Genomic DNA, 26764 nt, shown 5'->3' with positions numbered 1-26764 from the left:
GCGTGACAGACAGTCGATCAGCGAACCGGGTAGGCGTACATCAGGCCGCCTTTGTTCCACTGGTTATTGACACCACGGGGCAAGCCCAATGCCGATTTGGGGCCGACATTGCGCTCAAAAATTTCACCGTAGTTGCCGGTGGCCTTGATCGCACGGGCCATCCATTCTTTGTCCAGGCCCAGCAGTTTGCCGGTATCTTCCGAGGTACCCAGAATACGCTTGACCACCGGATCGGTGCTGCTGGTCTTGAGCGAGTCGACATTGGCCTGGGTCACGCCGTACTCCTCCGCTTCGAGCAGGCCATAAATCACCCACTTCACAATGGCATACCACTCGTCGTCACCGCGGCGCACCATCGGGCCCAGGGGTTCCTTGGAAATCAGCTCGGGCAGGATGATGTGGTCTGCCGGCACCTTGGCCACCTTGTTGCGGGTGGATGCCAGGCCAGAGGCGTCGGTGGTGTAGGCGATGCAACGGCCGGTGAAGTAGGCGTTTTCAGCGGCTTCGAGTTGTTCAAACACCACCGGTTTGATGCCCAGGCCCTTGGCCTTGGAGTAATCGGTCAGGTTTTTCTCGGTGGTGGTGCCGGACTGCACACACACGGTCTGGCCCTTGAGCTGGGTCGCACTCTTGATCTTGCTCTTGACCGGCACCATGAAACCCTGGCCGTCGTAGTAGGTTACAGCGGTCAGGTTCAGGCCCAGGGAAGCATCACGTGTCAGGGTGAAGGTGGTGTTGCGTGACAACACATCCACTTCGCCGGACTGCAGCGCGGTGAAGCGCTGTTGTGCGTTCAGCGGCACGTACTTCACCTTTTCTGCATCACCCAGCACGGCCGCCGCCACAGCGCGGCACACATCCACATCCAGCCCGGTCCATTTGCCGGCAGAGTCGGCAGCGCCAAAACCTGCCAGGCCGGTGTTGACACCACAGATCACCTGACCACGTGACTTGATGCTGTCCAGGGTTTTACCCGCATGCGCGGGAAGGGCTGTCAACGTGCCGATGGCTGTGGCAATCACTGCCAGTGTTTTTACAGTGCTGATACGCATAGGTGAAGATCTCCGGTTGATGAAAAGGGTTTCAGGAGGCGTGCCCCACATTGCCGCCAAGCGATGCACTCTAGCAGTGCATATTTCGAAAGGCATCCGGGTTTACGTGAGCAAACCAGCAAGTAGAGGTGATTCACACCCTGACTGATGACGGTGTAACAAGCAGTAAGCGTGCCATGTGGGGCGGTGGGTTCAGGCAGTGCAAAATCGGCGTTTTCGCAACCACCACAAGGTAAACCGTGCCCTCATCCAAAGCAGAAATCCTGGGTAAACCACTGGAAGGCTGGCGGCTGCGGCTCTACACCATCATTTTTGAGGCCGACACCCGTGCCGGACGGCTGTTTGACCAGGTGCTGATTGCTGTCATCCTGACCAGCGTGGCGGTGGTGGTGGCTGACAGTGTGCACAGCATCAACCTGGCTTACCACCACCTGTTCACCCCTGCCGAGTGGTTTTTCACCCTGATCTTCACGGTGGAGTACCTGGCGCGGCTGGCCTGCGTGCGCCATCCCTGGCGTTATGTGCTCAGTTTTTACGGGGTGATTGACCTGCTGGCGCTGTTGCCCACCTACCTGGCTCTGCTGGTACCCGAGGTGGGGGCGCTGATCGACGTGCGTGTTCTGCGTTTGCTGCGGGTGTTTCGGATCTTCAAACTCACCGCCTATGTGTCCGAGTACCAGGCAATTGGCCAGGCCCTGCGAGCGAGTCGCCGCAAGATTGCGGTGTTTCTGGCAGCGGTGTTAATGATTGTGCTGGTGATTGGCACCCTGATGTACGTGGTGGAGGGTCCGGCCAATGGTTTCACCAGTATCCCGACCTCGGTCTACTGGGCCATCACCACCATGACCACCGTGGGTTTTGGCGACATCACGCCCAAGACCGATCTGGGGCGGCTGATTGCCTCGCTCATGATGTTGCTGGGTTGGGGCACACTGGCGGTGCCCACCGGCATCGTCACCGCCGAGATGACCTACGCGCGCCGCGCAGCCACCACCACCCGCACCTGCCATGTGTGCCTGACCGAAGGGCACATGCCCGACGCCCGCTATTGCCGCCACTGCGGCGCCAGCCTGCCCCGTTATGAACATGACGGCGCGGCGCAGGAGTGAGCCGCGCCAATTTGGTCTGAGCGAGAGGTCCCACACCGTCCTGTCGTCACAATACCTTGACGCAAGATGCATGCTGCGGATTTTTGATTTTTACGCCATTTTGACCTCTAGCCCTTATTTATAAAGGGCCTATAGCTATATTTTTGATATGACTCTTCAAAACGTTTCTCCTGAAAAAGTGGGGCTGAGCAGCGAGCGCCTGGCGCGCCTGATGGCTGTTCTGCAGCGTGAGGTGGCTGACCAACGCCTGCCCGGCGCGGTGGCCGTGGTGGCACGCCACGGCAAGCTGGCCTTGATGGACAGCGTCGGCCAGCTCAACCCGCGCACCGGTGAAGCCATGCACAACGATGCGCGTTTTCGCATCTACTCGATGACCAAACCGATTGTGTCGGTGGCGGCCATGATGCTGGTGGAGCAGGGACGCCTGTTGCTGGCCGACCCGGTGGCCAAATACCTGCCCGAATTTGCGCAGCAAAACGTGGCGATGAACGGTGAGGCCACCGAGCTGCAGCCGGTGATGCGTGACGCCACGGTGCACGACCTGCTGCGCCACACGGCCGGCCTGACCTACGAGTTTCTCGGCAGCGGCCCGGTGCAGCGCCAGTACGCGCAGCTGCGCCTGGGTTCACGCGATCGCAGCCTGGCCGATTTCACCCAACAACTTGCCGCGCTGCCGCTGATGTACCAGCCCGGCCAGATGTTTGAGTACAGCCGTGCCACCGATGTGCTGGGCCGCGTCATCGAGGTGATCAGCGCGCAGCCGCTGCAGCAGTTTTTACAAGAGCAGTTGTTTGAGCCACTGCGTATGCCCAACACCGCCTTCACCGTGCCGCCCGAATTTCACGACCACATTGCCGAACCCTTTGCCCGCGACCCCGATGGTGGCCTGCAGATGAAGGTGATCGACGTGCGTACCGACGCGACACTGGCCTCGGGCGGTGGTGGCCTGATCTCCACCGCGCAGGACTACGCACGTTTTCTGCATTTTTTGCTGAACCGCGGTGAACTCGACGGTGTGCGCCTGCTGGGCCCGCGCACGGTGGACTTCATGACCACCGACCACCTGGGTGACATCCCGGTGGCACCGGGTGGCTCTCGTGCGCTGTTGCCCGCCGGGCACGGTTTTGGCCTGGGTTTTGCGGTGCGCAAACACCTGGGTGTGGCGCCGGTGCCGGGTTCGGTGGGCACCTATTTCTGGGGTGGGCTGGCTGGCACCTCGTTTTTTGTCGATCCGGCGCTGGACATGTTTGCCTGCTTGATGTTGCAGGCCCCGAACCAGCGTGAGTACTACCGCATGTTGTTCCGCGACATGGTCTACGCGGCGCTGCTGGACTGAGCCGCTGCCGAGCAGGGTGGCGCTGCCCGGTGCCTCAGCACACAGCGCTGCGCTGGCTCAACGCGTCATGCCCGCCCAGCTCATGAGCAGGCGCATACCCAGCGCAACAACACCTAGCCCTGCAACACTGCAGGCCCAGATCAGGATCAGCCAGCCGACCCGCCGCAGGGTTTCGCGAGCTTGGGTGGGTGTGGGCGGATTCGCCATTCAGTGGTACCCCTCACCCACCTTGACTTTGCCCCGAAACACGTAATAAGCCCAGGCGGAATAACCAAGAATCATCGGGATGATCAGCAGCGCCCCCACCAAGGCGAAGCCCATGCTTTGCGGCGGCGCGGCTGCCGCCCAGATGGACAGGGACGGCGGCACGATGTTGGGCCAGATGCTGATCACAAACCCGCTGTAACCCAGAAAAATCAGCAGCAGCGACCAGATGAACGGGCCAGCGTGTGGGTCGTTGTTGAGTGTGTGCAGGATGTAATAGGTGGCCAGTGCCACAAGAACAGGCACCGGCACAAAAAACCAGATGTTGGGTTGGCTGAACCAGCGCCCGGCAATGTCTGGGTGTGCCAAAGGTGTCCAAATCGAGGCCGTGGCGATGGCCGCCAACAAGGCAAACGTGGCGGGTTTGGTGATCTGGATCATTTGTCGTTGTAAATCACCTTCGGTTTTGAGAATGAGCCAGGTTGATCCCAAGAGCGCATACGCGATCACAACCCCTAAGCCCGTGAAGACCGAAAACGGTGTCAACCAGTCCATGACCCCATACACCGCGTTGCCGTCGACGATCTCGATGCCGCTGATAAAGGCCCCGAGGATGGCGCCTTGGCAGAAGGCCGTCACGAAGGAGCCCAGCATGAAGGCTTTGTCCCAGAAGGGTTTGTGGGTCTCGTCGGCCTTGAAACGGAACTCGAAAGACACGCCGCGCCAGATCAAGCCGAGCAGCATGAGGATGAGGGGCACATAAAACGCGCTGAGCAAAATGGCGTAGGCCTTGGGAAAAGCCGCCATGAGCGCAGCGCCACCCAGCACCAGCCAGGTTTCGTTGCCGTCCCACACCGGTGCCACGGTGTTGACCATCGCGTCGCGGTGGCTGCGGTCTGTGACGAGCGGAAACAGAATCCCGATCCCGAGGTCGAAGCCGTCGGCGATCACATACATCATCACGCCAAAGCCGATGATCAGCAGCCAGATCAGGGGGAGATCGATACCCATGTTGTGCTTCCTTGGTCAGACCGTGGTGATGGGTGGTTGCGCAGGCGGCGTGGCGGCCGACAGCGGACGTGCGGGTCGTTGGTCCAGCGCGTCCCCGTCGGGTGGGGGCTCGTGCACGTCCGGGCCTTGTCCAATGAGTTTGAGCAGGTACGCCACGCCCGCGCCAAACACAGCGATGTACACAATCACCAGCACCAGCAGGCTGATGCTCAGCGTCATTGCGGAGTGCTTGGACACCGCTTCCGCCGTGCGCATCAGCCCGTAGACCACCCAGGGCTGTCGGCCGATTTCCGTGGTGTACCAGCCCGCCAGCATGGCCAGCACGCCGGACGGCCCCATCAGCAGCGCAAAGCGCCACAGCGCAGGCGACTCATAGGCACGTTGGCGCCAATGTGACCAGGCTCCCCACAACGCCAGCACAATCATCAACATACCCAGCCCCACCATCACACGAAAGGTCCAGAACACCACGGTGGCATTGGGGCGGTCTTCCCGGGGGAACTCTTTCAAACCCGGGTACTGGCCGTGCCAATCATGAGTCAAGATCAAACCACCCAGGTTCGGGATTTCGATCTTGTAGCGGGTGGTTTCAGCCTCCATGTCGGGCCAGCCGAACAGCACCAGCGGCACACCCTCACCCGGTGTGTTCTCCCAATGGCCTTCCATGGCCGCGATCTTGGCCGGCTGGTGTTTGAGTGTGTTCAAGCCGTGCAAATCACCCACAAAGACTTGCAGCGGCGCCGCGAACAGCAACATCCACAAGGCCATGGAGAACATCTTCTTGATTTCCGGCTTGTGATTGCCCTTGAGCAGGTGCCAGGCACCCGATGCAGCCACCAGCAAGGCGGTTGAGATGAATGCAGCCACCACCATGTGGGCCAGCCGATACGGAAAGGACGGGTTGAAGATGATGGCGACCCAATCCACCGGCACCACCACACCGTTGATGATTTCGTGCCCCTGTGGTGTTTGCATCCAGCTGTTGGAGGCCAGGATCCAGGTCGCCGAGACCAAAGTGCCCAGCGCCACCATCACGGTGGCAAAGAAGTGCAGGCGTGGTCCCACCTTGTTCCAGCCGAACAACATCACACCCAGAAAACCGGCTTCCAGAAAAAACGCCGTCAACACCTCATAAGTCAAAAGCGGCCCGGTGACACTGCCCGCAAACTCGGAGTATTGGCTCCAGTTGGTGCCAAACTGGTAGGCCATCACCAGGCCAGACACCACACCCATCGCAAAGTTCACGGCGAAGATCTTGGACCAGAAGTGGTACAGGGTTTTGTAGACCATGTCCTGTTTTTTCAGCCACAAGGCTTCGAGCACGGCGAGGTAAGCCGCCAGGCCAATGGTGATGGCGGGAAAGATGATGTGGAAGGTGATCGTGAATCCGAACTGGATTCGCGCCAGTTCGAGTGCGGTGAGGTTGAACATGGTGAGGTTTGACGATGGTGAGAACCGCATCTCGACCAAGGATGCAGTCGGCGCGCTTGAGGATTCTCCCGCAAGGGGCTATTTTGCGGGCCAGGCCCGCGCCATACGAACGGGGTGTGTATGGTTATTGGGGCGTGTTGTGCAAGTGGGCCCGCCCCTCACCAGGGGCTGGCGCTTTGGACCAAATTTATCCTTGGACGCTCAGCTTCTTGAGCTGGTACAGCGCCTCCAGCGCCTCACGCGGACTCAAATCATCAGGATTGAGGGCTTTAGCCCAGGCTTCGACTGGGCTTTCAGCTATGACCTCTGTAGCGGCAGGTGCCGCAAACAGATCGACCTGGGCCTGGTGCTGGCTGGCCTGGGCTTCCAGCGCTTCCAGCGTGTGGCGCGCGTGGTTGACCACCGCAGCGGGCATACCCGCCAGGCGCGCCACCTGGATACCGTAACTCTTGCTGGCAGGTCCCGGCTGGATCTCGTGCAGGAACACGATGTCGCGGCCACTTTCGGCCGCGCTCACATGCACGTTGATCGCAGCATGGTGGCTGGCCGGGAACTCGGTCAGCTCAAAGTAGTGGGTGGCAAACAGGGTGTAAGCCTGGGTTTTGTCGTGTAACTGGGTGGCAATGGCTGATGCCAGCGCCAGGCCGTCAAAGGTGCTGGTGCCGCGGCCAATCTCGTCCATCAGCACCAGGGAGTTGGGTGTGGCGGCGTTCAAGATTTGTGCGGCTTCCAACATCTCCAGCATGAAGGTGGACTGGGCGTTGGCCAAGTCGTCGGCCGCGCCGATGCGGGTGTGGATGGCGTCGATCGGCCCCAGTCGGCAGGCGCTGGCAGGCACATAACTGCCCATGCTGGCCAGCAGCACAATCACCGCAATCTGGCGCATGTAGGTCGATTTACCGCCCATGTTGGGGCCGGTGATGATTTGCATGCGCTGTTTGACACTCAGGCGGGTGTCGTTGGCGATGAATGCACCTGAGCTCAGTTCAGCCAGGCGCGCCTGCACCACCGGGTGACGACCGGCGTCGATGTCGATACACGGCTCTTTGACAAACTGCGGCGCACACCAGTCCAGGGTGAGGCTGCGCTCGGCCAGGGCGCACAGGGCGTCGAGTGTGGCCAGCGCGTCGGCTAGCCGGGTGAGGGCGGGGACATAGGCTTGCAACTGGTCCAGCAGCTGCTCGTAGAGCCATTTTTCCCGCGCCAGGGCACGCTCTTGCGCACTCAGGGCCTTGTCTTCAAAGGCTTTGAGTTCGGGCGTGATGAAACGCTCGGCGTTTTTCAGGGTCTGGCGGCGACGGTAGTCGTCGGGCACCTTGCTGGCCTGGCCTTGCGTCACCTCGATGAAAAAGCCGTGCACCTTGTTGAACTGCACCCGCAGGTTGCTGATGCCGGTGCGGGCCCGTTCGCGGGTTTCCAGGTCCAGCAAAAAGCCGTCGCAATTGGTCTGGATGGCGCGCAACTCGTCGAGTTCGGCATCAAAGCCGCTGGCGATCACACCGCCGTCGCGCACCAGCGCGGCGGGCTCGGCGTCGATCGCGGCGCGCAACAACTCGGCGCAACCGACGGGCGGCAGCAGGTTCTGAGAAATTTGCGTCAAGTAGGCCTCTAGCCCTTGTATCACGGGGGCCAGTAGCTCTGTTTTTTGGAGCGTGACTTGCAAGCCCACCAGCTCACGCGGACGCACCTGGCGCAGCGCGATGCGTGCGGTGATGCGTTGTACATCGGTGCTGCCCTTGAGCTGCTGGCGCAGTTTGTCCCACGGGCCAGCACCGGCTGACAGCGTGGGGCCGCTGCGCAGCGCCTCAATCGCGCGGTGGCGTTGTATCGCTTCGCTGCGGTCGCGCCGGGGTGAGAGCAGCCAGCTTTTGAGCAGGCGGCTGCCCATGCCGGTCTGGCAGGTGTCGAGCAAGGAGAACAGCGTAGGTGAATCTTCACCGCGCAGCGTCTGCACCAGCTCCAGGTTGCGCCGGGTGGTGGGCGGCAGGTCGATCAGATCGCCCTCGCGCTGCACCTGCACGCTATGGATGTGCGTGAGTGCCCGGCCTTGGGTGTGTTCGGTGTAACTCAGCAGCGCGGCTGCCGCCGCCTGGGCCAGCACCAGTTCTTGCGCGTGCCAGGGCGCCAGGCTGGCGGTGTTGAGGTGTTGGGTGAGGGTGCGTTGGCCCAGGCCGGTGTCAAACTGCCAGTCTGGCCGCACGGAGATCGACAGCGGTGTGGTGACTGGAATCGCGCGCAGCCGCGCCTCAAACGCTGGTGTGGCCCCGGCGCTGAAGATCAGCTCACCCGGACCCACGCGCAATACCCAGTTGGCCAAGTCGTCCAGCGCACATTCGGCCAGATGCACCACCCCCTGGGTCACGCTGAGCCAGGCCAGGCCGCAGCTGTTGCGCGGGCCTTGGTGCACCGAGAGCAGCAGCGCCTCGGTCTTGTCGTTGAGCAATTCCAGATCGGTCAGGGTGCCGGGCGTGACCACCCGCACCACCTTGCGCTCGACCGGGCCTTTGGCTGTGGCCGGGTCGCCGACCTGTTCACAAATCGCCACCGACTCACCGAGCTTGATCAGCCGCGCCAGATAGGTCTCGACCGAGTGGAATGGCACCCCGGCCATCACCACCGGCTGCCCTGCGCTCTGGCCACGCTGCGTCAGGGTGATGTTGAGCAGGCGCGCGGCTTTTTCGGCATCGGCATAAAACAGCTCGTAAAAGTCGCCCATGCGGTAGAACAGCAGGGTGTGGGGGTGATCCGCTTTGAGGCCCAGGTACTGGGTCATCATGGGGGTGTGTGGCAGGGTGTGGTCGGTCATTGGGGGGGAAGTCTAGCAACTTCACCTCGTCCTTCAGGGGGGTAGGTCGGGTCGCTAGCTCCGCTGGGCGTGATGGCGTTGACGCTTCTCCAAGCTGCTTCCTATACTCGTGCCAAAAAAAAGGGAGCGGCAAATGGACCAAGCTGCTTGGCTCCACCTCATACCCGCCAAACCCCACTTGCATCACCGGTTTTTTCACTGACCAAGGAGCACACGATGGCCATCGATTGTTTTATCAAGTTTGACGGTGTCGAGGGTGAGTCAAGCAACAAGGACCACAAGGGGGCGGTTGACGTCTTGTCCTGGAGCTGGGGCATTGCCACCGCCGGGCAGGTCGGCGGCACCAGCACCGGCAAGGGCAAAACGGTGGCGGAGCCCTTGAGCTTTGTGCATCTCTATGACAAGGCATCACCCCTGCTGGCCAAACACTGTGCGGCGGGCAAACTCTTCAAGACGGTGGTGCTGACGTCCCGCAAGGCGGGTGAAGGCCAAAAGGATTTCCTGCAAGTGAGCCTGAAAGAGGTGCATGTCACCAGCGTCCAGCCATCCTGCGCGGACGGTGGCGAGATCATCGAAGCTGTCACGCTGACCTACCGCGACATCGAATTTGCCTACAAACCCCAGGATGGCAAAGGCGGCTTGGGTGGCGATGTGAAGTTCGGCTGGGACGTGGCCAGCGCCCAAGTCCGCTGACGATCGCGCTGTCCATCGGGGTGTCATCTGCCCCGGACAGTACCTCTTGCTCAAACTGTTGATGCACGTCAAAATGCCGCAGAATGTCAACAAAAGTTGACATTCATCAATGTCACAAAACAGCAGCCTAGGCACAGTAGCCTGGTCCTACAACTTACTGGAAAAGTTATGCGCGTAATGCTCGTTCACCCCAATTACCACTCGGGTGGTGCTGAAATTGCCGGCACGTGGCCTCCAGCATGGGTGGCTTACCTGACTGGTTACCTCAAGGCAGGCGGTTATACCGATGTGGTGTTTGTTGATGCCATGACGCTGGACCTGAGTGAAGACGCCATGCGCCAGAAGTTTGCCGAGATCAAGCCTGACATCGTTGGCTGCACGGCCATCACCCCGTCGATCTACAAGGCGCAGCGCCTGTTGCAGGTGGTGAAGGAGGTCAATCCGAACATCGTGACCGTGCTGGGTGGTATCCACGCCACCTTCATGTTCTCGCAGGTGCTCGGTGAGTCGCCCTGGATTGATGCGATTGTGCGTGGTGAGGGTGAACAGGTGTTCCTGAACCTGGTGAAAGCGGTGGACGCCGGTGACTTCATGCAAAACCGCGACGCTGTCAAAGGCATTGCCTACCGCAACGACGAGGGCAAGATTGTGGCCACCCCGGCCGAGCCACCGATTGCCGACCTGGACACCATCACACCAGACTGGGGCATCCTGGACTGGAGCAAATACATCTACACCCCGATGAATGTGCGGGTGGCGATCCCCAACTTTGCGCGCGGCTGCCCGTTCACCTGCAGTTTCTGCAGCCAGTGGAAGTTCTGGCGCGACTACCGCATCCGTGACCCGAAAAAGGTGGTCGACGAGATCGAAGACCTGGTCAAGAACCACAAGGTCGGCTTCTTCATCCTGGCCGACGAAGAGCCCACCATCCACCGCAAGAAGTTCATCCAGTTCTGTGAAGAGCTGGTTGAGCGCAAGTTACCGGTGCTGTGGGGTATCAACACCCGCGTGACCGACATCCTGCGTGACGAAAAACTGCTGCCGTTGTACCGCAAGGCTGGCCTGATCCACGTGTCGCTCGGTACCGAAGCGGCGGCCCAGCTCAAGCTCGATTTGTTCAACAAAGAGACCACGATTGAGCAGAACAAGAAGGCGATCCGCCTGCTGCGTGAAGCCGGCATCGTGACCGAAGCGCAGTTCATCGTCGGTCTGGAAAACGAAACCGCCGAGACCATCGAGGAAACCTATCGCATGACGCGCGACTGGAACCCCGACATGGCCAACTGGGCGATGTACACCCCGTGGCCGTTCTCCGACCTGTTCCAGGAACTGGGCGACAAGGTCGAGGTGTTCGACTACGAGAAGTACAACTTTGTCACCCCGATCATGAAACCCACCGCCATGGACCGTGGTGAGCTGCTGGACCGGGTGATGAACAACTACCGCCGGTTCTTCATGAACAAGACCTTCTTCCAGTACCCCTGGACGCGCGACCCGGTGCGCCGCAAGTACCTGATGGGCTGTTTGAAGGCCTTCTTGAAGAGTGGTTTTGAGCGCAAGTTCTACGACCTGGGCCGGGTCGGTTACTGGGGCCCGCAGAGCAAGAAAAAGGTCGACTTCAAGTTCGACCAGGGTGTGCGCCACGAACGCCCCGATGCCGCTCTGGTGGCCAAGGCCGACGAAGGCTGGATCACCATGCACGGTCCCAAGATCGAGATGCGCCGCAAGAAGGGCGAGGACATCGCTGCAGAAGCCATTGCCGCACAAGCCGCCGCAGCCGCTGCAATGCCTGTATCGGCCTGTGGTGGTGGTAAAGAGCAAATGACCGAAGAAGAAATGGCCAGAGCTTGATGGGTGCAGCCGACGGCGTGGCGGGCCGCATTGGGCCCAACGCCATCATTCGTGTGTTGGAGACCCTGCGCGAGAGCTTCGGGCAGGATGTCACGGCTGGTCTGTTTGTGCAGGCCCGGCTGGGGCACTATCTCGATCAGCTGCCCGAAAAAATGGTCAACGAGACCGAGGTGTGGCGCTTGCACCAGGTCTTGCGTGAGCAGTTGGGGCAGCCCACCTGTGCCGACATCACCTGGAAGGCTGGCCTCAAAACCGCCGACTACCTGCTGGCCAACCGCATCCCCAAGGCCGCGCAAGTGGTGTTCAAGGCGCTACCTGCTGCGGCCTCGGCGCGTCTGCTGCTGAAAACCATCGGCGGCCACAGCTGGACCTTTGCGGGCAGTGGCCAGTTCAGCTACGAGGTGGGACAGACGGTGGTGCTGACGATTCGCAACAACCCACTGTGCCGCGATGTGCGCACCGATGTGCCGGTGTGCGACTTCTATTCCGCCACCTTTGAGCGCCTGTTTCAGGTGCTGGTGCACCCCAACACCCAAGTCGAAGAGACCGAATGTGAAGCCAAGGGCGACGATGTGTGCCGTTTTGAATTGCGCTGGAAATAGGCTCTAGCCCATGTAGTATATGGGTGGATAGCTTCAAAAACTAGAGCAATTGACTCACAGGCTGAGAGGTTTGGCGTAGCCTGTCATCTCCAGATATCCCCGACCCAGCGGCTTGCCCTGCTCATCGAGCAAGTCGCTCAGTCCTTCCCAGTAGATCGCGCCGGTGGAGCGGCTGCTGTCGAGTTCCTGGTTGTCGACCAAGGCGCGCACGGTGTAGCGTCTGGGGGTGGATGAGGCATCGGGCACGGTCACTCGCCATTCCACCGGGTAGCTTGTGGCACTGGCCGGGCTGGTCCAGCGGCGTATGGGTTCAAAACTCACCTGATCGTGCCCAAAGACCACCGGCACCAAGGCATCCTTGGCGCGCCAGGAGCCACCGGCCCAGACCGTGCCACCCGTTTTGTTGCGCAAGCGAAAGGCGGTGAGTGCGCTGCCATCGTTGAGGTTCATGCCGATCCAGTCCCAGCCCACCGCCTGCGGCGCCATGATGGACTGGCTCCACTCATGGTCCAGCCAGGCGCGCCCGGTCACCGCCTGGCGCTGACCGTCCAGTGTCAACTGGCCACTCACACGAAGCTGCGGCAGGCTGTAATAAAAGCTTGCCTGGCTCGCCTCGGGTCCTTTGCGCGACAGGCCTGCATCACCTTGCAGCAGCAGCGGCTGGGTTTCCTGCAGGTTCAGCTCAAAGGCAAAACCTGCGCCATTGGCACGCGCCAGGTAGCTGCTGCTACGCCGCTGCAGCGACCAGTCACGCAGGCTGACATCGGTATCGGTGTCACTGGCCTGGGCCAAGTCGACTTGTGCGTTACCCGAACTGCGGGCAATCCGCTGGTCGTGCAACAGGCGCTGGCCCGTCACATCGGTGACCGCCGCATGGGCAAAGTGAAGCTGTTTGGCCGCAAAGCCGGAGCGCATGGCCTGTGTACTGGGCACCCGAGAGCGGAAAAAGGTCAGCTGAAAACCAAACAAGCGGCCCTGCGCCTGCAACTCACCGGTGACATACCACCATTCGGTGGCCGTGTCCGGGTGGCTGCCCAGATCACGTGGGAACTGCAGCAGGCGTTTGACCAGCACTGCTGGCGCGGCGGTGGGGTCGTTGCTTTGCGCCTGCGCCTGGTTATGCCACAGCGGGGCAATCAGCGTCGCCGCCAGCCACTGGCGGCGGGTCAGGGGGGTGAAGGTCGGGGTGTGCAAGAGGATGTCTCAAGCGCCGGGTTTCGGCGCCCGGTCTTGAAGGGCTTTGAGAATACCGGCCGGGATCGGGCGGCAGTTGCAGGCCCTGTGATGCACCAGATGCCAGTCGATACGTTGTTGCAGACTGGGGTTTTTGGGCATGGCGTGTTGCTCATGCCACAGCTTATTGATCTTGCCCATCGTAGGCCTCCAAGGCAACAGGCAAGGCCCCAATGACCGTGGCACCGGCGGCGGGCAGGCCGAGCAGCACCGCGCTCAGAACTTCTTGCCGTGACGCCCCCTGTGATTTGGCCGAGAGCACATGAAATGGCACACCAGAGGTGTTGCCGGTGGCAGCAAGGACCGCAATGTAGGCCAATTCCTCGGTCTTTTTGTCCAAAGCACTGGCCTGATCCAGGGCCTGTGCCATCTGCATCCAGGCTTGTGCTTGGGCTGGCGCTTCTTTTAGGAAAACGGCAAATGCTTTCGAGATACTCATGGAGGGTTCCTTGTGGGACAAACGCCTGTGGACCGATGAAGCTTGAGCTGAGTGTCGACTTCTCTCAACACAACTGCTAGCGCAGCCGATCAGCGGGGTGATTCACCCCATCGTTGGTGGGCACGTCTTGGATATCAAACGGATTGACACCGTCCAGACAACCCACGTTGTAACCGTACTCGTTGGGATTGGATCGGCGCTGGTGGTGGGTGTAGATCCCGCACACAGAGCAAAAATAGTGTTTGGCTGTTTTGGTGTTGAACTCGTACAAACGCAGCTTGTCGTGGCCTTGAACCACCTCGATGCCTGACAAGGGCACAGACGCCACGATGGCGCCTTTTCGGCGGCAGATCGAACAGTCACAACGACGCGGATCCACAATGCCATCCGGCAGATGCAGGCGCAACACCACCGCACCGCAGTGGCAGGAGGCGAGATGGTGCTCGTTGATGGTGGTGGGGCCAACCTGCTTGATCATCGGTCTGTCCTTGTGTGGATGGTGGGGCGACGTCTGTGCCAACGTCTCTATTTTGATCAACTCCAGCTAGACGACAAAATGAATTGACCAAACGGATGTTTATTGGCTTACCCCATGAAATCCGTTGTTTATCGTCCCCAATCGACCAAGCCGCTGGAACACCTTCAAAAGTCTTGTTTCAAGGCAACGATGCTGCGACAGCCTGAATCGCTAGATCTTCAACGCCAATGAAGGAGTGCCTGCTGAATGGTCCACACGGGCCGCCGAGAATATTCTTGCCACCATTGATCCAGCTGACTTTCATGCTTGGCGCGTTGATGGATTTGGATAATGCATCAATACCAGAGGCACTGCTTAATTTGCAGGTGTCCTCTGTGTTCTCGACGATGAAAACGGGCTTTGTATAGCTTGTATTGGCCACTGTGTCTGTGCTGCCGTAGTTGGGGCCCATCAGCGTGTAGCTAGAAATCGGTAGGTCTTGCATAGCCGCAACCGTAGCCACTGCAATGGCACCGTTGGAGTGGCCGACTGCGTGCAGTGGTTTGTCAAATTTTTGACGGATCATGGAAATGACGGCACGCATATCGGTGGTGAATTCCGGGCTGGCCCGAAACTTTGCTGTCATCCCTGTCTTGTCCAGATGGTCTGATGGCGCATCCACCAAAAAAGTTGCCAGTCCAAGGGGCCAGTAATAGCTCCTTGACCGTCCACTGAAATTGAATGAGCGATCAAGTCTGTCATCAGCAGTCATCGACAACTGGCCGGAGCCACCTGGGAAAACAATGACACCGGCTTTTGCCGCTTCAGGAATGTGCGCAATCACTTTCACACTTACCCTGCGTTCGGAAATCGCCGTCCAGGTCTCTTCGCCTGGCTGCTGTTTCAGGAACAAGCGCACCCCGTCTACATTTTTTTTCTCGGCTTCTGGCAGATATTCGTCTGCGTCGTCATAACGTGGAACGGTGATCAAGCTTTGGGCCTGTGTGAGGACGGGGAGCAGTGTCAACGCCAAGACACCCAGGAAGTGTTTGCCCAAAACAACGAGTCTCATGATGTACTCCCGATCACTAGTTTCAGTTCAACTGCGTCCTGAGTTGTGCCAACGCCGTGCTGCAATCCCCGATGTTTTTGGAGACCCACGCCGGATCAAAATACGATCCCAGGTAACGTTCACCCGCGTCACACAACAGCGACAGGATCGAGCCTTGCTGGCCTTGTTCACGCATCTCGCTGGCCAGTTGCAGCATACCGACCAGGTTGGTGCCGGTGGAGGGGCCGACTTTGCGGCCGAGCAAACCGGAGAGCAATTGCATGGCCGCCACCGAATCGACATCGGCCACCTCGATCATGCGGTCGACCAGGGTGCGGATGAAGCTGGGCTCGACCCGTGGTCGGCCAATGCCTTCGATGTGCGAGCCCGGGCCGGTGACGCTGGCGTCACCGGTGCGGTGGTACTCACCAAACACCGAGCCGACCGGGTCAGCCACACACAGCTGGGTGTTGTGGCGCTGGTAACGCACAAAACGGCCTATGGTGGCGCTGGTGCCGCCAGTGCCGGCGCCCACCACAATCCAGCGCGGCACCGGGAAACGTTCACGCGCCATCTGGCTGAACATGCTTTGCGCGATATTGTTGCTGGAACGCCAGTCGGTGGCGCGTTCGGCATAGGTGAACTGGTCCATGTAGTGGCCACCGGTGTTACGAGCCAGTTCGCGCGCTTCGTCGTAGACGGCGCTGGCGCTGTCCACCAGGTGGCAGCGGCCACCGTAAAACTCGATCTGGGCAATCTTTTCACACGAGGTGCCGCGTGGCATGACCGCAATAAACGGCAGGCCCAGCAGCCGGGCAAAGTAGGCCTCACTCACGGCGGTGGAGCCGCTGGAGGATTCGACCACGGTGGAGCCCTCGTGGATCCAGCCATTGCACAGGCCGTACAAAAACAGCGAACGTGCCAGCCGGTGTTTCAGACTGCCGGTGGGGTGGGTGGACTCGTCTTTGAGGTACAGGTCGATGCCGTGTTTGGCAAAGCCGGGCAGCGGCAGGGCGATCAGGTGGGTGTCGGCGCTGCGCTGGTAGTCGGCCTCGATCTGCGCGATGGCGTTGTGAAGCCAGTTCATAGATGTTCTCAAAAATGTGAGCTACTAACCCTTATGGATTAAGGGCTAGGGCCTGTTTTGATGCCTATTTGAGGCTGCCCGAGAGGAACTGCGCCAGGCGCACACTCTTGGGGTTGGAGAGCACATGCGCCGGGTTGCCTTCTTCTTCGATCAGGCCCTTGTGCAAAAAGATCAGGTGGTTGGAGACCTCGCGGGCAAAGCCCATTTCATGCGTCACCACCACCATGGTGCGGCCTTCCAAAGCCAGGTTTTTCATGACCTTGAGCACCTCGGACACCAGTTCGGGGTCAAGTGCGCTGGTGGGCTCGTCAAACAACATCACCTCAGGCTCCATCGCCAGCGCGCGGGCAATCGCCACACGTTGCTGCTGGCCACCACTCAGGTGTGCGGGATAGGCGTCTTCCTTGCCTTCCAGACCGACCTTGGCCAGGTACTTGCGGGCGGTTTCCACCGCCTGGTCGTGCGGCACCTTCAGCACATGCACCGGCGCCTCGATGATGTTTTGCAACACCGTCATGTGCGCCCACAGGTTGAAGTGCTGGAACACCATGGCCAGCTTGGTGCGCAGGCGCGCCAGCTGTTTCGGGTTGGCGGGGTGTAACTCACCGTTGGCGCTGGGGTTCAGGTGTAACTCTTCACCGGCCACGTTGATGCGGCCTTGGTGGGGCTTTTCCAGCATGTTGATACACCGCAGAAAGGTGCTTTTGCCCGAGCCCGAGCTGCCAATGATGCTGATCACATCGCCCGCATGGGCGGTCAGCGACACCCCCTTGAGCACCTCGTTGGAGCCAAAGCGCTTGTGGATGTTTTCAACCTGGAGTTTGAGGGTGGTGGTGGCGGTCATGGAAAAGCTCTTGTAGTCGGGGCGGTGCGGTCAAGCCCCTAGCAGGGCACCGGTGCGAAACGCCTGGGCGCCGGCAATTTTGCCCAGTTCACCACCTGTGGTGATGTAGCGGTCGCGGATGCGGGCGTAAAACAGGCCATCGACACCCGCCCGGACATGCTCGACGCTGCCCTCGATCGGGTTGATGACCTCGGCCACCAGGTCACCCTTGCCCAGGGTCTGGCCAGGTTCGGCGGCAAACACCACCACGCCAGGGGAGCGGGCATACAGGGTTTCAGACCCGGCCAGTGGCGTGGCTTCACACAAGGGTGCGGGGACATCGGGCGCACGCTCACAGGCCCAGACACCAACGTGTTGCAGCCAGTTGGTGATGGCTTGGGCATCCTGTTGGGCCAGCGCATGGCTCACGTCCAGTTCACCGCGCAATTCCACGGTGGTGCTGCAGCAGCCTTGGGGCAGCGGCGCGTTAAACCCGGCTGCCTGCAGTTTGTCGGCCAGTTGCCACCAGGCGCTGGAGAGGCATTCGTCAAACGGGCGGTTGCCCGAATTGCGTGCCAGCAAGCTGGTTTGGCTTTTCAGAAAATGAGCCAACGGCGCCAGTTGTGGCCAGCACGGTTCTTCGGTGTAGAAATGCAGCACACCTTCACAGTCGCAGTGCAGGTCCAGCACATAGTCTGCGTCGTGTGACAGCAGCAGCAGCCTGCGGCGCAGGCTTTGCAGCTCGGTGTCGGGTGCCCAGGCCTGCAGGTACTCGCGCATGGCCTGGCGCACCAGGTCCACATTGGCCTGCGCGTCGTCGCTCAAGGCGCTCATGACGGCGGGCGCCACTGCCTCGGCCAGATCGGGGTAATGGCGGTTGAAGTTTTCCGAGGTGTCGAGTTCAAAACGCCCCATCGGTTTGTGGTCCAGGCGTTGGGCCAGGCCAATCGGGTTGGACACCGGCACCAACACCACTTCACCACAGAGTAAGCCCTGGGCGTCAGCCGCCTCAAGCGCCGCGCGCAAATGGTGAGCCACCAACATGCCGGGCAATTCTTCGGCGTGTAAGCTGGCCTGGATGTAAATTTTGAGGCCCGAGCCGGGCTGGCCAAAGTGAAAACTGGTCAGGGTTTTGTGGCTGCCCAGACTGGGCGACAACAGGGGGTGATCCATACGCTGCATGACAACAATCCATCCAGGTTAGTGTTTGCGTGGCGCCAAATAGGCCAGCAGCCGACCTTCGCTGAAGCGGAAAAACCCGATCAGGCAGAACGAGGCCGTCAGGTAAATCGCGGCGGCGGCCAGATAGGCCTCAAACGGCAAATAGTAGGTGGCGTAAATGCGGCTGGCCGCCGAGGTGACGTCCAGCATATTGGGCACCGCGCTGGCCAGGCTGGTGGCATGCAACATCATCACCACCTCGTTGCTGTAGGCGGGCAGGGTGCGGCGCAGGGCGCTGGGCAAGACCACGCGCCACATGGTCTGGACACGGCTCATGCCGTAGGCGTGGGCGGCTTCGATCTCGCCCGCGCTGGTTTCGCGAATCGCTCCGGCCAGCATCTCGGCGGTGTACCCCGCCGTGTTCAGGCTGAAGGCCAGCAGCGCACAGAAAAACGGCTCTTTGAAATAGGTCCAGGGCCAAACCGCGTCCCAGCGCGCCTGGATCCACTCGAGTTGGCCCAGGCCGTAATAAATCAGATAGACCTGGATCAGCAGCGGTGTGCCGCGAATCACAAAGGTGTAGGCACCGACCACCCAGCGCAACGCCGCCCAGGGGCCAGTCAGCATCAACGCAAACATCAGCGCCAGCACCCCACCCACAGCCAGCGAGGCAAACAGCAGCCACAGTGTGATGACAATGCCATTGCCAAACAAGGCCAGGTTGTCTGGCTCAAAAATGACAGCCCATTCCATTACAACTGGCCTCGTTTGGTGCCCAGGCTGTAGCGTGCATTGACCTTTTTCAGGACAAACAGCGACACCGAGGTGTAGATCAGGAACAGCGCCCCGGTGAACATGAAAAAGATGAAGGGTGAGCGGGTGGCGGCACTGGCCTGTTTGGCCAGGTAGGTCATTTCCTGCAGACCAATCAGACTCACCAAGGCGGTGGCCTTGATCAGCACCAGCCAGTTGTTGGTGAAGCCGGGCAGCGCATAACGCACCATCTGCGGCAGCGTGATGCGCAAAAAGGTCTGGAAGCGGCTCATGCCAAAGGCCCAGGCGGCTTCCATCTGGCCTTTGGGGATGCTCAGGATCGCGCCCCGGAAGGTCTCTGTCATGTAGGCGCCGTAGATGAAGCCAATGGTCAACACCCCGGCCATGAAGGGCTCGATGTCGACTGTGGCCTCGGAGCCGAGTTTTTCCAGCAAGGTATTGATGCCGATGGTGCCGCCGTAAAACACCAGCAACATCAGCACAAGATCAGGAATACCACGAATGATCGTGCTGTAGAGGGTGGCAAGCCCCACCAAGAGGGGCTTACCCGAGAGTTTGGCCGCAGCACCGGCCAGACCAAAAATCACCGATACCAGCAGCGCCAGCAAAGAAACCCCCACCGTCAGCAGAGAGCCGTGAAGGATGACCCAGAAATAAGACTGCATTGCGTGAGGGAGGGCGCCGCTGATGAGGGTTTACTTGCCGTAAACGTCGAACTTGAAGTACTTGTCGTTGATGGTCTTGTACTTGCCATTGGCGCGGATGGCCTTGATGGCAGCACTGATCTGACCTTTGAGTTCGGCTTGGCCTTTGCGCAATGCCACACCGGCACCGGTGCCGAAGTATTTGGGAATGAACAGCTCAGTGCCTACGAACTGGTAGTTTTCACCGCCCGGCTTGGTCAGGAAACCACCGGTGACTTCCAGGGTGTCAGCCACGGTGCCGTCCAGACGGCCGGCCTTGATGTCCAGGTAGACCTGGTCTTGTGCGTCATACGACACCACCTCAACACCCACGGTCTTGAGTTCGCCCAAAGCGTATTTTTCTTGGGTGGAGGCCTTCAGCACACCAATCTTCTTGCCTTTGAGGGAGGCCGGGCCGTCAAACTTGATGTCTTTCTTGAGGACGATCTTGCTTGGGGTGTTGTAGTACTTGTCGGTGAAGTCAACTTGTTTGAGGCGTTCTTCGGTGATCGACATCGAGCTGATGATCACGTCGTACTTTTTGGCCAGCAGGCCGGGGATCATGCCGTCCCAGGGTTGTTCCACAAACACGCAGGTCCGCTTGATTTCTTCGCACAGGGCGTTGGCAATGTCCACGTCAAAGCCGGTGGGTTTGCCATCGGCGGTTTTGAAGGTGAAGGGCTCGTAGGTGGCATCAATCGCGACCTTGAGATCCTTGCCTGCCGCAAAGGCGGTGGCGCACATGGCGGTGATGGCAGCAGCTAGCAGGAGTTTCTTCATACAGTGACTTTCTTACGACAGTGCCGGAATACGGCGGGTTAAAAAATCGCGAACACAATATTTTAAGTTCAGCGTCAGGCCCTTCTGGCGGATGTTTCTACCTAGGACACAGGTGTGGTGGGATCAGCATACTTCGTGCCAAGAAGTGAGTTTTGTATTCATGAATTAACATTTGACACACCATGCTGCCTGTTTTCTTGCCACTTCGGCCCCCAAGTGCCCCTGCCAGGGAGTCGATGGGGGTGGCCGCCTGCGGCTTTTGTGCGACAGCCCGGGTGTGGGGGCGTGGTTTGTTGTTGCTCTGGCTGATGCTGTCTGGCGTGTTGTTGACTTGGCCGGTGTTGGCGGCCGAACCGGTCCGGATTGGGGTGCGCGCCTACCGACCCAAACCCCAGGCCTTGATGCAATGGCAACCCTTGGCCAAGGTGCTCGAGGCGGCGGTTCCTGAGTACGACTTTGAGGTCTTGGTCTATGACCCGGCCGAGCTGCAGCAGGCCGTGGTCAACCGGCAGGTCGATTTTGTGCTGACCAATCCGGGCCAGTATGTGCTGCTGGCGCGCCGTGCCGGTCTGAAGGCGCCGCTGGCCACGCTGCTGGTGGATGAGAGTGGGCAGGAAGTGGCCAATTACGGCGGTGTGATCTTTACCCGGGCCGATGCCCCACCGGTGGCCACCTTGTCAGAACTCCAAGGCAAGACCATTGCCGCTGTGGATGTGGAGTCACTCGGCGGGTACCAGATGCAGGTGCTGGAGCTGCTGCAGGCCGGGGTCAATCCACAGGCAGACGGCAACTTGTTGCTCACGGGCCAGCCGCATGACCGGGTGATGGAGGCGGTGCTGAACAAAAAAGCCGATGTCGGCTTTGTGCGCACCGGTGTGCTCGAAGCCCTGCAGCGCGAGGGCAAGCTCAAACCCGGTCAGGTGCGGGTGATCCACACCCAAAAGCTCGATACGTTTCCGGTGCCATCATCGACGACCCTCTACCCGGAGTGGCCTTTGTCTTACCTGGGGCATGTGGATGAGCGCTTGGCGCGGCGTGTCACAGCCGCGCTGTTTTCCATCGACGGTGACTCAGCCGAGGCCCGTGCCATGGGCATACGCGGGTTTTCGGTGCCAGCTGATTACGCACAGGTGGCTGACACCTTGCGGGCCTTGCGCCTGCCACCCTTTGATCTGATGCCGGCCTTCACCTGGCGCGACGTGGTCTCACGCTACCGCACGCCGTTCATTGTGTCGATGGTGGCGCTGATGCTGGTGGGGCTGCTGGGGGTTCGGCTGGCCTTGGCGCAGCGCCGCCTGCGCACCGAGGTGGCCAACCGCCAGGCCTCTGAGCGGGCTACCGAACAGTCGCGCGAGTTGCTGATGACGGTCATTGACAACGTGCCGATCGGTATCTTCTGGAAAGGCCGTGACCTGCGTTTCCTGGGCTGCAACAGTGTGTTTGCCAAAGACTGTGGCCGCTCGCATGCCCGAGCCCTGGTCGGCAAGGGCGATTTTGATGTGGCCGAGCCCGAGCGTGCGCAGCGTTACCGTGACGACGATCTGGTGGTGATGGCCTCGGGGGTTCCGAAGCTGTTTTATGAAGACCGTTTTGTCAACCGCCGTGGCAAGTTGCGCTGGAACCGCATCTCCAAGGTGCCGCTGCGTGACCCGGATGGTGAGATTTTTGGTGTGCTGGGCATCTACGAAGACATCAGTGAACAAAAACGCCTGGAGGCCCAGCTGATGCTCGATGCCAGCGTGTTCGAGCATGCCCGTGAGGGCATCCTGATCACCGATCCGACCGGTGACATCATCAACGTCAACGCGGCCTTCACCACCATCACCGGCTACAGCCGAACCGAGGTGCTGGGCAAGAACCCGAGGCTGCTGTCCTCGGGGCGCCACAGCGCCGAGTTCTACCGCAGCATGTATGCGGATCTGGCGCACCAGGGGTACTGGCATGGCGAAATCTGGAACCGGCGCAAGAGTGGTGAGGACTATGCCGAGATGCTGACCATCACCGCTGTGCGCGACCCGCAGGGCCAAATTCAGCACCATGTGGCCATGTTTTTTGACCTCAGCGACATCAAGGCGCACCAGCAGCAGCTGGAAAACCTGGCTCACTTTGACCCTTTGACCCATTTGCCCAATCGTGTCCTGCTGGCAGACCGGCTGCAGCAGGCGATGTCGCAGGTGCAGCGGCGTGATCGCCTGCTGGCGGTGGTGTATCTGGACCTCGATGGGTTCAAACTGGTCAACGACAGCTTTGGCCACGAAGCGGGCGACTTCTTGCTGGTGGCAGTGGCCGACAACATGAAACATGTGCTGCGCGAGGGGGACACCCTGGCCCGGCTCGGTGGGGATGAGTTTGTGGCGGTGTTGACTGACCTCTCGGACGCAGAGGACTGCTCCCAAACCATGCAGCGGCTGCTGGCCGCCGTGGCGCGGCCGGTGCAGTTTGCCGACACCCAGCTGAGCGTGTCAGCCAGCCTGGGCGTGACCTTTTACCCGCAGGCACAAGCGGTGGATGCCGACCAGCTGCTGCGCCAGGCAGACCAGGCCATGTACCAGGCCAAGCTGACCGGCAAAAACCGCTACCACGCGTTTGACGCGGTACACGACCACAGCGTGCGCGGCCTGCACGAGAGCCTGGAAGAGATTGCCCGCGCCATCGATCACAACGAGCTGGTGCTGTATTACCAGCCCAAGGTCAATATGCGCACTGGTCAGGTGCTGGGTGCCGAGGCGTTGGTGCGCTGGTTACACCCGACACGGGGCCTGCTGGCACCGGCCCAGTTTTTGCCGCTGATCGATGACCACATGCTCGCGGTGAACCTGGGTGAATGGGTGATACGCACCGCGTTGGTGCAAATGCAGGAATGGCAAGACCTGGGCCTGCACCTGCAGGTCAGTGTGAATGTGGCTGCCAGACAGCTGCAGCAGGATGATTTTGTCCAGCGTCTGGGTGAATTGTTGGCCAGTGTGCCGGGGGCCAACCCGGCCTTGCTGCAAATGGAGGTGCTCGAAACCAGTGCATTGCGTGACCTGGCGCGCACCGCTTTGGTGATTCGATCTTGCGCACAACTGGGTGTGGGTTTTGCGCTGGACGACTTTGGCACCGGCTACTCCTCACTGAGTTACCTGAAACACCTGCCGGTGCAGACCATCAAGATTGACCAGAGTTTTGTGCGCAACATGCTCGACGACGCCGACGATCTGGCGATTTTGCGGGGCGTGATCAGCCTGGCGCGTGCCTTCGGGCGCGAGGTGCTGGCCGAAGGCGTCGAGACCGTGGCCCATGGCACACGTTTGCTGCAGCTGGGCTGTGATTTGGCGCAGGGGTATGGCATTGCCCACCCGATGCCCGGCCCGGCGCTGGTCGACTGGCTGGCCAACTGGCAGCCTGATGCGGCTTGGTCCTCCGACGGACGCACGGCCTGGCCGTGAGGCCTGGCCACAGGCCAAACCACCGTCATCGACGCTGTTGTTTCACCAATCCTCTTTCACCGCCAACACCGCGTCCTGGCCTGCAGCGGCGCGGGCTGCCAGCCAAGCGGTCAGGGTGCCTGCTGCCACGACCGACAGGCACAGCGTCAGCAACTTGGCCCAGGGCAGCATCAGGTCCATGGTCCAGTGAAAACTCTGCGGGTTGACCACCAGCACCAACACCAGCGCCACCACCAGGCCCAGGCCCAGGCCCGCGATGGCACCCAGCGTGGTCCAGGCCAGGCCTTCGAGCGCCACCACACTGAGGATCTGGCGGCGCGTCAGCCCCAGGTGGGCCAGCAGGCCAAACTCTTTGCGCCGCGACAACACCTGCGCGCTGAAACTGGCCGCCACCCCAAACAGGCCAATGCCAATCGCCACCGCCTGCAGCCAGTAGGTCACCGCAAAACTGCGGTCAAAAATTTTGAGCGAGATGGCTCGGATCTGGGCCGAGCTGCCAAACTCCAGCAGGCCACCGGTGCCACGCTGGGCATCGGCACCTTGGTTTGCCTGCGGCCCGGCCAGTGCCTGCAGGGCCTGCTGCACCCGAGCCGTGTCCTCGGGCTGGTCCAGCCACAGCGCCAGGTCGTTGGCGCGCTGGTCGTTGGTGAGGCGCCGAAAATCTGCCAGATCGATCGCGATCGATCCCGACTGGCGGGCGTAGTCGCGCCACACACCTGCCACAAAAAATGTAGCTCTACCCCCTTGATCCATAAGGGATAGAGGCCTAAAAGCCTTGGAAAGCGCGGGCAAGCTCTGGCCGACCTGGGCGCCATGTAAATCGACCACCGCCTCACTCACGTAGACCCCAATCTGGCCGGGTGGCACCGGCAGCGGCGGCGCCAGAAGCGGCAGGCTGCGCGTCGGGTCACCCAGCTCACGTGCCAGCAGCGCCACTGCGGGCAGGCTGGGGCTGAGGCTCAGGGGCAACAGGCGTTGTGGTTGCAGCTTGCTCACCCCCGGCAGCTGGGCCGCCGCTTGCACAAAGTCCGGGTCAAAAAACACGGTGTCGCTGGCGCTCATGCCCACCGCGCTGCGCACATACAGGTCCGCGGGCAGCAACCGGTCCAGCCACTGGGTGACCGAGTCGCGAAAACTCGCCACCATCACCGTTAACGCCACCGCCAGGCTCAGCGAGGCCGCGACACCGCTGACAGCCACCGCCGCGGTGTCGCGCTGGCGCCGGGCGCGTTCCACCGCCAGCAGTGGCAAGGTCTGGCGTGCCAGCCGGGGTGCCAGCCAGCCCAGCAGCAGGCCAATCAACCACGGCAGGGCGGTGATGCCACCCACCAGCAGCATCCCGACCGACACATAGGCCGCCAAAGGTATGCCAAAAACGGGTGGAGCCCTTGTCAATAAAGCGCCAAAAGCTATCAAAAGTAAACTGATCCAGTGCGACTTGGTCCCCACACCCAGGTTGCCCAGGCCTTTGAGGGTTTGGGCGGGTGGCAGTTGTTGTGCCACCCGTGCTGGCCACCAGCCGCCCACCAACGCCGCTGCCACACCCAAAGCACCATAGACCAAAGCGGCCACAGGGCTGAACTGCAGGCTCGGTGAGGCGCCCGAGAAAAAGCCGCTGCCCAGGTCACCACCGAGCAGGCCCAGCGCCAGCGCCGCCAGCCCAGTGCCCAGCGCCAGCCCGGCCAGGCTGCCCACCAGGCCCAGCGCCAGTGACTCCCACAACACCAGCTTGAGCCGGTCACGACCGGACAGGCCCAGCACGCCCAGCAGTGCAAATTGCTGCGCGCGTTTGGCCACACTCAGCGACAGCACCGAAAACACCAGAAACGCGCCGGTGAACAGCGCAATCAGCGCCAGCACCGTGAGGTTGACCCGGTAGGCACGTGACAGGTTGTTGATCTGGGACTCGGCCTCTTGGGGCTGCGCCACCCGCACATCAGCGGGCCAGTCGGGGGCCGCCTGTAACTGGCGGGCCAAAGCATCACGGTCCACACCTTTGTCCAGCCGCAGGTCGATGCGGGTGAGCTGCTTGGGTTTGTCAAACAGGTCCTGCGCGGCGCCGATGTCCATCACCGCCAGTGCTGGGCCCGTGGCGCGCACGCTGCCAGCCACCTGGGCATCCACCCAGGTCATGCCACTTTGTACCTGGAGGCCGCTGCTTGAGCTTGCAGGCCCGGCGCCTGTGGGCCAGAGAAGGCGTTTGGCCGCCGCGTTCAAAAACATCTGCCCCGGCGCAAACAGCACCCAGCGGTCCACCGGCGCAGCTTTGGGCAAGGGCACCAGGTCCGGTGAGGTGGCAAACACACTCAAGGCGTCCACCCCCACCACCCGCAACGCGCGTTTGCCCTGTGGCGTCAACACATAACTGTTGATCTCCAGAATCGGTGAGGCCGTTGTCACGCCTGGGGTTTGTGCTATCTTTTTGTAGACAGCCTGGTCAAAGTTACCTTGTACGCCAGACACTTCCAGGTCACTCTGGCCACCTACCGCGCGGGCTGCCTGGGCAAACTCGTCGAGCGCCGAGTTGTTGATCAGGTGCACAGAAAACGCCAGCGCCACACCCAGCGTCACCGCCAGCACGGCAGCTGCATTGCGCCAGGGGTGCTGGCGCAATTCCTGCCAGGAGAAGGTGGTGAGCAGAGCAAACATCAGGCGCCATTCTCGGGCAGCGCTTGGCCAAGTGCTGCCCGACAGGGTTTTGTTTTGTTCGGATTTCCGATCAGCTTGCTGGTCAATTGTTCGGAAAACCGAAT

Annotated in this window: 23 protein-coding genes; 6 read left to right on the top strand and 17 right to left on the bottom strand. The window is 60.9% G+C overall.

Annotated elements, in window-relative coordinates; genetic code table 11:
- Positions 1-17 precede the first annotated feature (17 nt).
- On the bottom strand, positions 18-1052 hold the full coding sequence (locus RF819_RS04270) for an amino acid ABC transporter substrate-binding protein (protein WP_078363824.1): 1035 nt from the start codon (positions 1050-1052) through the stop codon (positions 18-20).
- Positions 1053-1291: 239 nt separating this feature from the next.
- Between RF819_RS04270 and RF819_RS04265 the strand changes: the two genes are divergently transcribed.
- Entirely contained in the window at positions 1292-2161 is an 870-nt protein-coding gene (locus RF819_RS04265; protein WP_078363823.1) for an ion transporter, read from the top strand.
- Between the two features lie 148 nt (positions 2162-2309).
- On the top strand, positions 2310-3497 hold the full coding sequence (locus RF819_RS04260) for a serine hydrolase domain-containing protein (RefSeq protein ID WP_078363822.1): 1188 nt from the start codon (positions 2310-2312) through the stop codon (positions 3495-3497).
- A 57-nt stretch (positions 3498-3554) separates the two neighbouring features.
- Here RF819_RS04260 and RF819_RS04255 read toward each other — a convergent pair whose 3' ends face one another.
- The 4 genes from RF819_RS04255 to mutS all read right to left on the bottom strand — a co-directional run bounded on the left by RF819_RS04255 (position 3555) and on the right by mutS (position 8949).
- Positions 3555-3704 carry a DUF2474 domain-containing protein gene (locus tag RF819_RS04255; RefSeq protein WP_078363821.1) on the bottom strand — a complete coding sequence of 50 codons (150 nt, stop codon included), beginning with the start codon at positions 3702-3704 and terminating at the stop codon, positions 3555-3557.
- On the bottom strand, positions 3705-4712 hold the full coding sequence (gene cydB, locus RF819_RS04250; RefSeq protein ID WP_078363820.1) for a cytochrome d ubiquinol oxidase subunit II: 1008 nt from the start codon (positions 4710-4712) through the stop codon (positions 3705-3707).
- Positions 4713-4727: 15 nt separating this feature from the next.
- The gene (locus tag RF819_RS04245) at positions 4728-6143 is read right to left on the bottom strand and encodes a cytochrome ubiquinol oxidase subunit I (protein WP_078363819.1); all 1416 of its coding nucleotides are present in this window, start codon (positions 6141-6143) and stop codon (positions 4728-4730) included.
- A gap of 187 nt (positions 6144-6330) precedes the next feature.
- Complete coding sequence (mutS, locus tag RF819_RS04240; protein WP_078363818.1) at positions 6331-8949, bottom strand: DNA mismatch repair protein MutS; 2619 nt, start codon at positions 8947-8949, stop codon at positions 6331-6333.
- Positions 8950-9165: 216 nt separating this feature from the next.
- On the opposite strand from mutS, the gene RF819_RS04235 reads away from it, so the two are divergent.
- The 3 genes from RF819_RS04235 (at position 9166) to bchJ (ending at position 12095) form a co-directional block, all read left to right on the top strand.
- Complete coding sequence (locus RF819_RS04235; RefSeq protein ID WP_078363817.1) at positions 9166-9642, top strand: Hcp family type VI secretion system effector; 477 nt, start codon at positions 9166-9168, stop codon at positions 9640-9642.
- A gap of 168 nt (positions 9643-9810) precedes the next feature.
- A complete protein-coding gene (gene bchE / locus RF819_RS04230) occupies positions 9811-11493 on the top strand; it encodes a magnesium-protoporphyrin IX monomethyl ester anaerobic oxidative cyclase (RefSeq protein WP_078363816.1) in 1683 nt (560 codons plus the stop codon).
- Positions 11493-12095, top strand: a complete 603-nt coding sequence (gene bchJ / locus RF819_RS04225) for a bacteriochlorophyll 4-vinyl reductase (protein WP_078363815.1) — start codon at positions 11493-11495, stop codon at positions 12093-12095. The genes bchE and bchJ overlap by 1 nt, the downstream gene beginning before the upstream one ends.
- A gap of 54 nt (positions 12096-12149) precedes the next feature.
- On the opposite strand, the gene RF819_RS04220 is transcribed toward bchJ, so the two are convergent.
- The 11 genes from RF819_RS04220 to RF819_RS04175 all read right to left on the bottom strand — a co-directional run bounded on the left by RF819_RS04220 (position 12150) and on the right by RF819_RS04175 (position 20583).
- The gene (locus RF819_RS04220) at positions 12150-13223 is read right to left on the bottom strand and encodes a lipocalin-like domain-containing protein (RefSeq protein ID WP_420853869.1); all 1074 of its coding nucleotides are present in this window, start codon (positions 13221-13223) and stop codon (positions 12150-12152) included.
- 75 nt (positions 13224-13298) lie between these two features.
- Positions 13299-13469 carry a hypothetical protein gene (locus RF819_RS21390; protein ID WP_169906423.1) on the bottom strand — a complete coding sequence of 57 codons (171 nt, stop codon included), beginning with the start codon at positions 13467-13469 and terminating at the stop codon, positions 13299-13301.
- Positions 13453-13767: a carboxymuconolactone decarboxylase family protein gene (locus RF819_RS04215; protein ID WP_078363814.1), complete on the bottom strand. Its 315-nt coding sequence runs from the start codon at positions 13765-13767 to the stop codon at positions 13453-13455. The genes RF819_RS21390 and RF819_RS04215 overlap by 17 nt, the downstream gene beginning before the upstream one ends.
- A gap of 76 nt (positions 13768-13843) precedes the next feature.
- A complete protein-coding gene (locus RF819_RS04210) occupies positions 13844-14245 on the bottom strand; it encodes a GFA family protein (RefSeq protein ID WP_078366764.1) in 402 nt (133 codons plus the stop codon).
- A 178-nt stretch (positions 14246-14423) separates the two neighbouring features.
- Positions 14424-15296: an alpha/beta fold hydrolase gene (locus tag RF819_RS04205; RefSeq protein WP_143541600.1), complete on the bottom strand. Its 873-nt coding sequence runs from the start codon at positions 15294-15296 to the stop codon at positions 14424-14426.
- 22 nt (positions 15297-15318) lie between these two features.
- Positions 15319-16362, bottom strand: coding sequence for a PLP-dependent cysteine synthase family protein (locus RF819_RS04200; RefSeq protein ID WP_078363812.1), 1044 nt, complete (start codon positions 16360-16362; stop codon positions 15319-15321).
- A 64-nt stretch (positions 16363-16426) separates the two neighbouring features.
- Entirely contained in the window at positions 16427-17206 is a 780-nt protein-coding gene (locus RF819_RS04195) for an ABC transporter ATP-binding protein (protein ID WP_078363811.1), read from the bottom strand.
- A 30-nt stretch (positions 17207-17236) separates the two neighbouring features.
- Positions 17237-18367 carry a succinylglutamate desuccinylase/aspartoacylase family protein gene (locus RF819_RS04190; RefSeq protein ID WP_078363810.1) on the bottom strand — a complete coding sequence of 377 codons (1131 nt, stop codon included), beginning with the start codon at positions 18365-18367 and terminating at the stop codon, positions 17237-17239.
- 18 nt (positions 18368-18385) lie between these two features.
- Positions 18386-19099 carry an ABC transporter permease gene (locus tag RF819_RS04185; protein ID WP_078363809.1) on the bottom strand — a complete coding sequence of 238 codons (714 nt, stop codon included), beginning with the start codon at positions 19097-19099 and terminating at the stop codon, positions 18386-18388.
- Positions 19099-19785 (bottom strand): ABC transporter permease, encoded by a 687-nt coding sequence (locus tag RF819_RS04180; protein ID WP_078363808.1) that lies wholly within the window; start codon positions 19783-19785, stop codon positions 19099-19101. The genes RF819_RS04185 and RF819_RS04180 overlap by 1 nt, the downstream gene beginning before the upstream one ends.
- Positions 19786-19815: 30 nt before the next feature.
- A complete protein-coding gene (locus RF819_RS04175) occupies positions 19816-20583 on the bottom strand; it encodes a transporter substrate-binding domain-containing protein (RefSeq protein ID WP_078363807.1) in 768 nt (255 codons plus the stop codon).
- A gap of 182 nt (positions 20584-20765) precedes the next feature.
- Between RF819_RS04175 and RF819_RS04170 the strand changes: the two genes are divergently transcribed.
- Positions 20766-24011: an EAL domain-containing protein gene (locus tag RF819_RS04170; protein ID WP_143541599.1), complete on the top strand. Its 3246-nt coding sequence runs from the start codon at positions 20766-20768 to the stop codon at positions 24009-24011.
- 42 nt (positions 24012-24053) lie between these two features.
- Here the strand turns inward: RF819_RS04170 and RF819_RS04165 are convergent, their stop codons facing one another.
- On the bottom strand, positions 24054-26660 hold the full coding sequence (locus RF819_RS04165) for an ABC transporter permease (RefSeq protein WP_078363806.1): 2607 nt from the start codon (positions 26658-26660) through the stop codon (positions 24054-24056).
- Positions 26661-26764 lie beyond the last annotated feature (104 nt).

Origin of the sequence: Rhodoferax fermentans (assembly GCF_002017865.1) — a bacterium.
In the GTDB taxonomy this organism is placed as follows: domain Bacteria; phylum Pseudomonadota; class Gammaproteobacteria; order Burkholderiales; family Burkholderiaceae_C; genus Rhodoferax; species Rhodoferax fermentans.
This window is presented reverse-complemented; position numbering and strand designations above follow the sequence as displayed.

What these genes read in the sequence shown, in the direction of transcription:
- RF819_RS04270 (WP_078363824.1), bottom strand. Translation starts at nt 1,052, where the DNA reads ATGCGTATCAGCACTGTAAAAACACTGGCAGTGATTGCCACAGCCATC.
- RF819_RS04260 (WP_078363822.1), top strand. Translation starts at nt 2,310, where the DNA reads ATGACTCTTCAAAACGTTTCTCCTGAAAAAGTGGGGCTGAGCAGCGAG.
- RF819_RS04255 (WP_078363821.1), bottom strand. Translation starts at nt 3,704, where the DNA reads ATGGCGAATCCGCCCACACCCACCCAAGCTCGCGAAACCCTGCGGCGG.
- cydB (WP_078363820.1), bottom strand. Translation starts at nt 4,712, where the DNA reads ATGGGTATCGATCTCCCCCTGATCTGGCTGCTGATCATCGGCTTTGGC.
- RF819_RS04245 (WP_078363819.1), bottom strand. Translation starts at nt 6,143, where the DNA reads ATGTTCAACCTCACCGCACTCGAACTGGCGCGAATCCAGTTCGGATTC.
- mutS (WP_078363818.1), bottom strand. Translation starts at nt 8,949, where the DNA reads ATGACCGACCACACCCTGCCACACACCCCCATGATGACCCAGTACCTG.
- RF819_RS04235 (WP_078363817.1), top strand. Translation starts at nt 9,166, where the DNA reads ATGGCCATCGATTGTTTTATCAAGTTTGACGGTGTCGAGGGTGAGTCA.
- bchE (WP_078363816.1), top strand. Translation starts at nt 9,811, where the DNA reads ATGCGCGTAATGCTCGTTCACCCCAATTACCACTCGGGTGGTGCTGAA.
- bchJ (WP_078363815.1), top strand. Translation starts at nt 11,493, where the DNA reads ATGGGTGCAGCCGACGGCGTGGCGGGCCGCATTGGGCCCAACGCCATC.
- RF819_RS21390 (WP_169906423.1), bottom strand. Translation starts at nt 13,469, where the DNA reads ATGGGCAAGATCAATAAGCTGTGGCATGAGCAACACGCCATGCCCAAA.
- RF819_RS04215 (WP_078363814.1), bottom strand. Translation starts at nt 13,767, where the DNA reads ATGAGTATCTCGAAAGCATTTGCCGTTTTCCTAAAAGAAGCGCCAGCC.
- RF819_RS04210 (WP_078366764.1), bottom strand. Translation starts at nt 14,245, where the DNA reads ATGATCAAGCAGGTTGGCCCCACCACCATCAACGAGCACCATCTCGCC.
- RF819_RS04205 (WP_143541600.1), bottom strand. Translation starts at nt 15,296, where the DNA reads ATGAGACTCGTTGTTTTGGGCAAACACTTCCTGGGTGTCTTGGCGTTG.
- RF819_RS04200 (WP_078363812.1), bottom strand. Translation starts at nt 16,362, where the DNA reads ATGAACTGGCTTCACAACGCCATCGCGCAGATCGAGGCCGACTACCAG.
- RF819_RS04195 (WP_078363811.1), bottom strand. Translation starts at nt 17,206, where the DNA reads ATGACCGCCACCACCACCCTCAAACTCCAGGTTGAAAACATCCACAAG.
- RF819_RS04190 (WP_078363810.1), bottom strand. Translation starts at nt 18,367, where the DNA reads ATGCAGCGTATGGATCACCCCCTGTTGTCGCCCAGTCTGGGCAGCCAC.
- RF819_RS04185 (WP_078363809.1), bottom strand. Translation starts at nt 19,099, where the DNA reads ATGGAATGGGCTGTCATTTTTGAGCCAGACAACCTGGCCTTGTTTGGC.
- RF819_RS04180 (WP_078363808.1), bottom strand. Translation starts at nt 19,785, where the DNA reads ATGCAGTCTTATTTCTGGGTCATCCTTCACGGCTCTCTGCTGACGGTG.
- RF819_RS04175 (WP_078363807.1), bottom strand. Translation starts at nt 20,583, where the DNA reads ATGAAGAAACTCCTGCTAGCTGCTGCCATCACCGCCATGTGCGCCACC.
- RF819_RS04170 (WP_143541599.1), top strand. Translation starts at nt 20,766, where the DNA reads ATGCTGCCTGTTTTCTTGCCACTTCGGCCCCCAAGTGCCCCTGCCAGG.
- RF819_RS04165 (WP_078363806.1), bottom strand. Translation starts at nt 26,660, where the DNA reads ATGTTTGCTCTGCTCACCACCTTCTCCTGGCAGGAATTGCGCCAGCAC.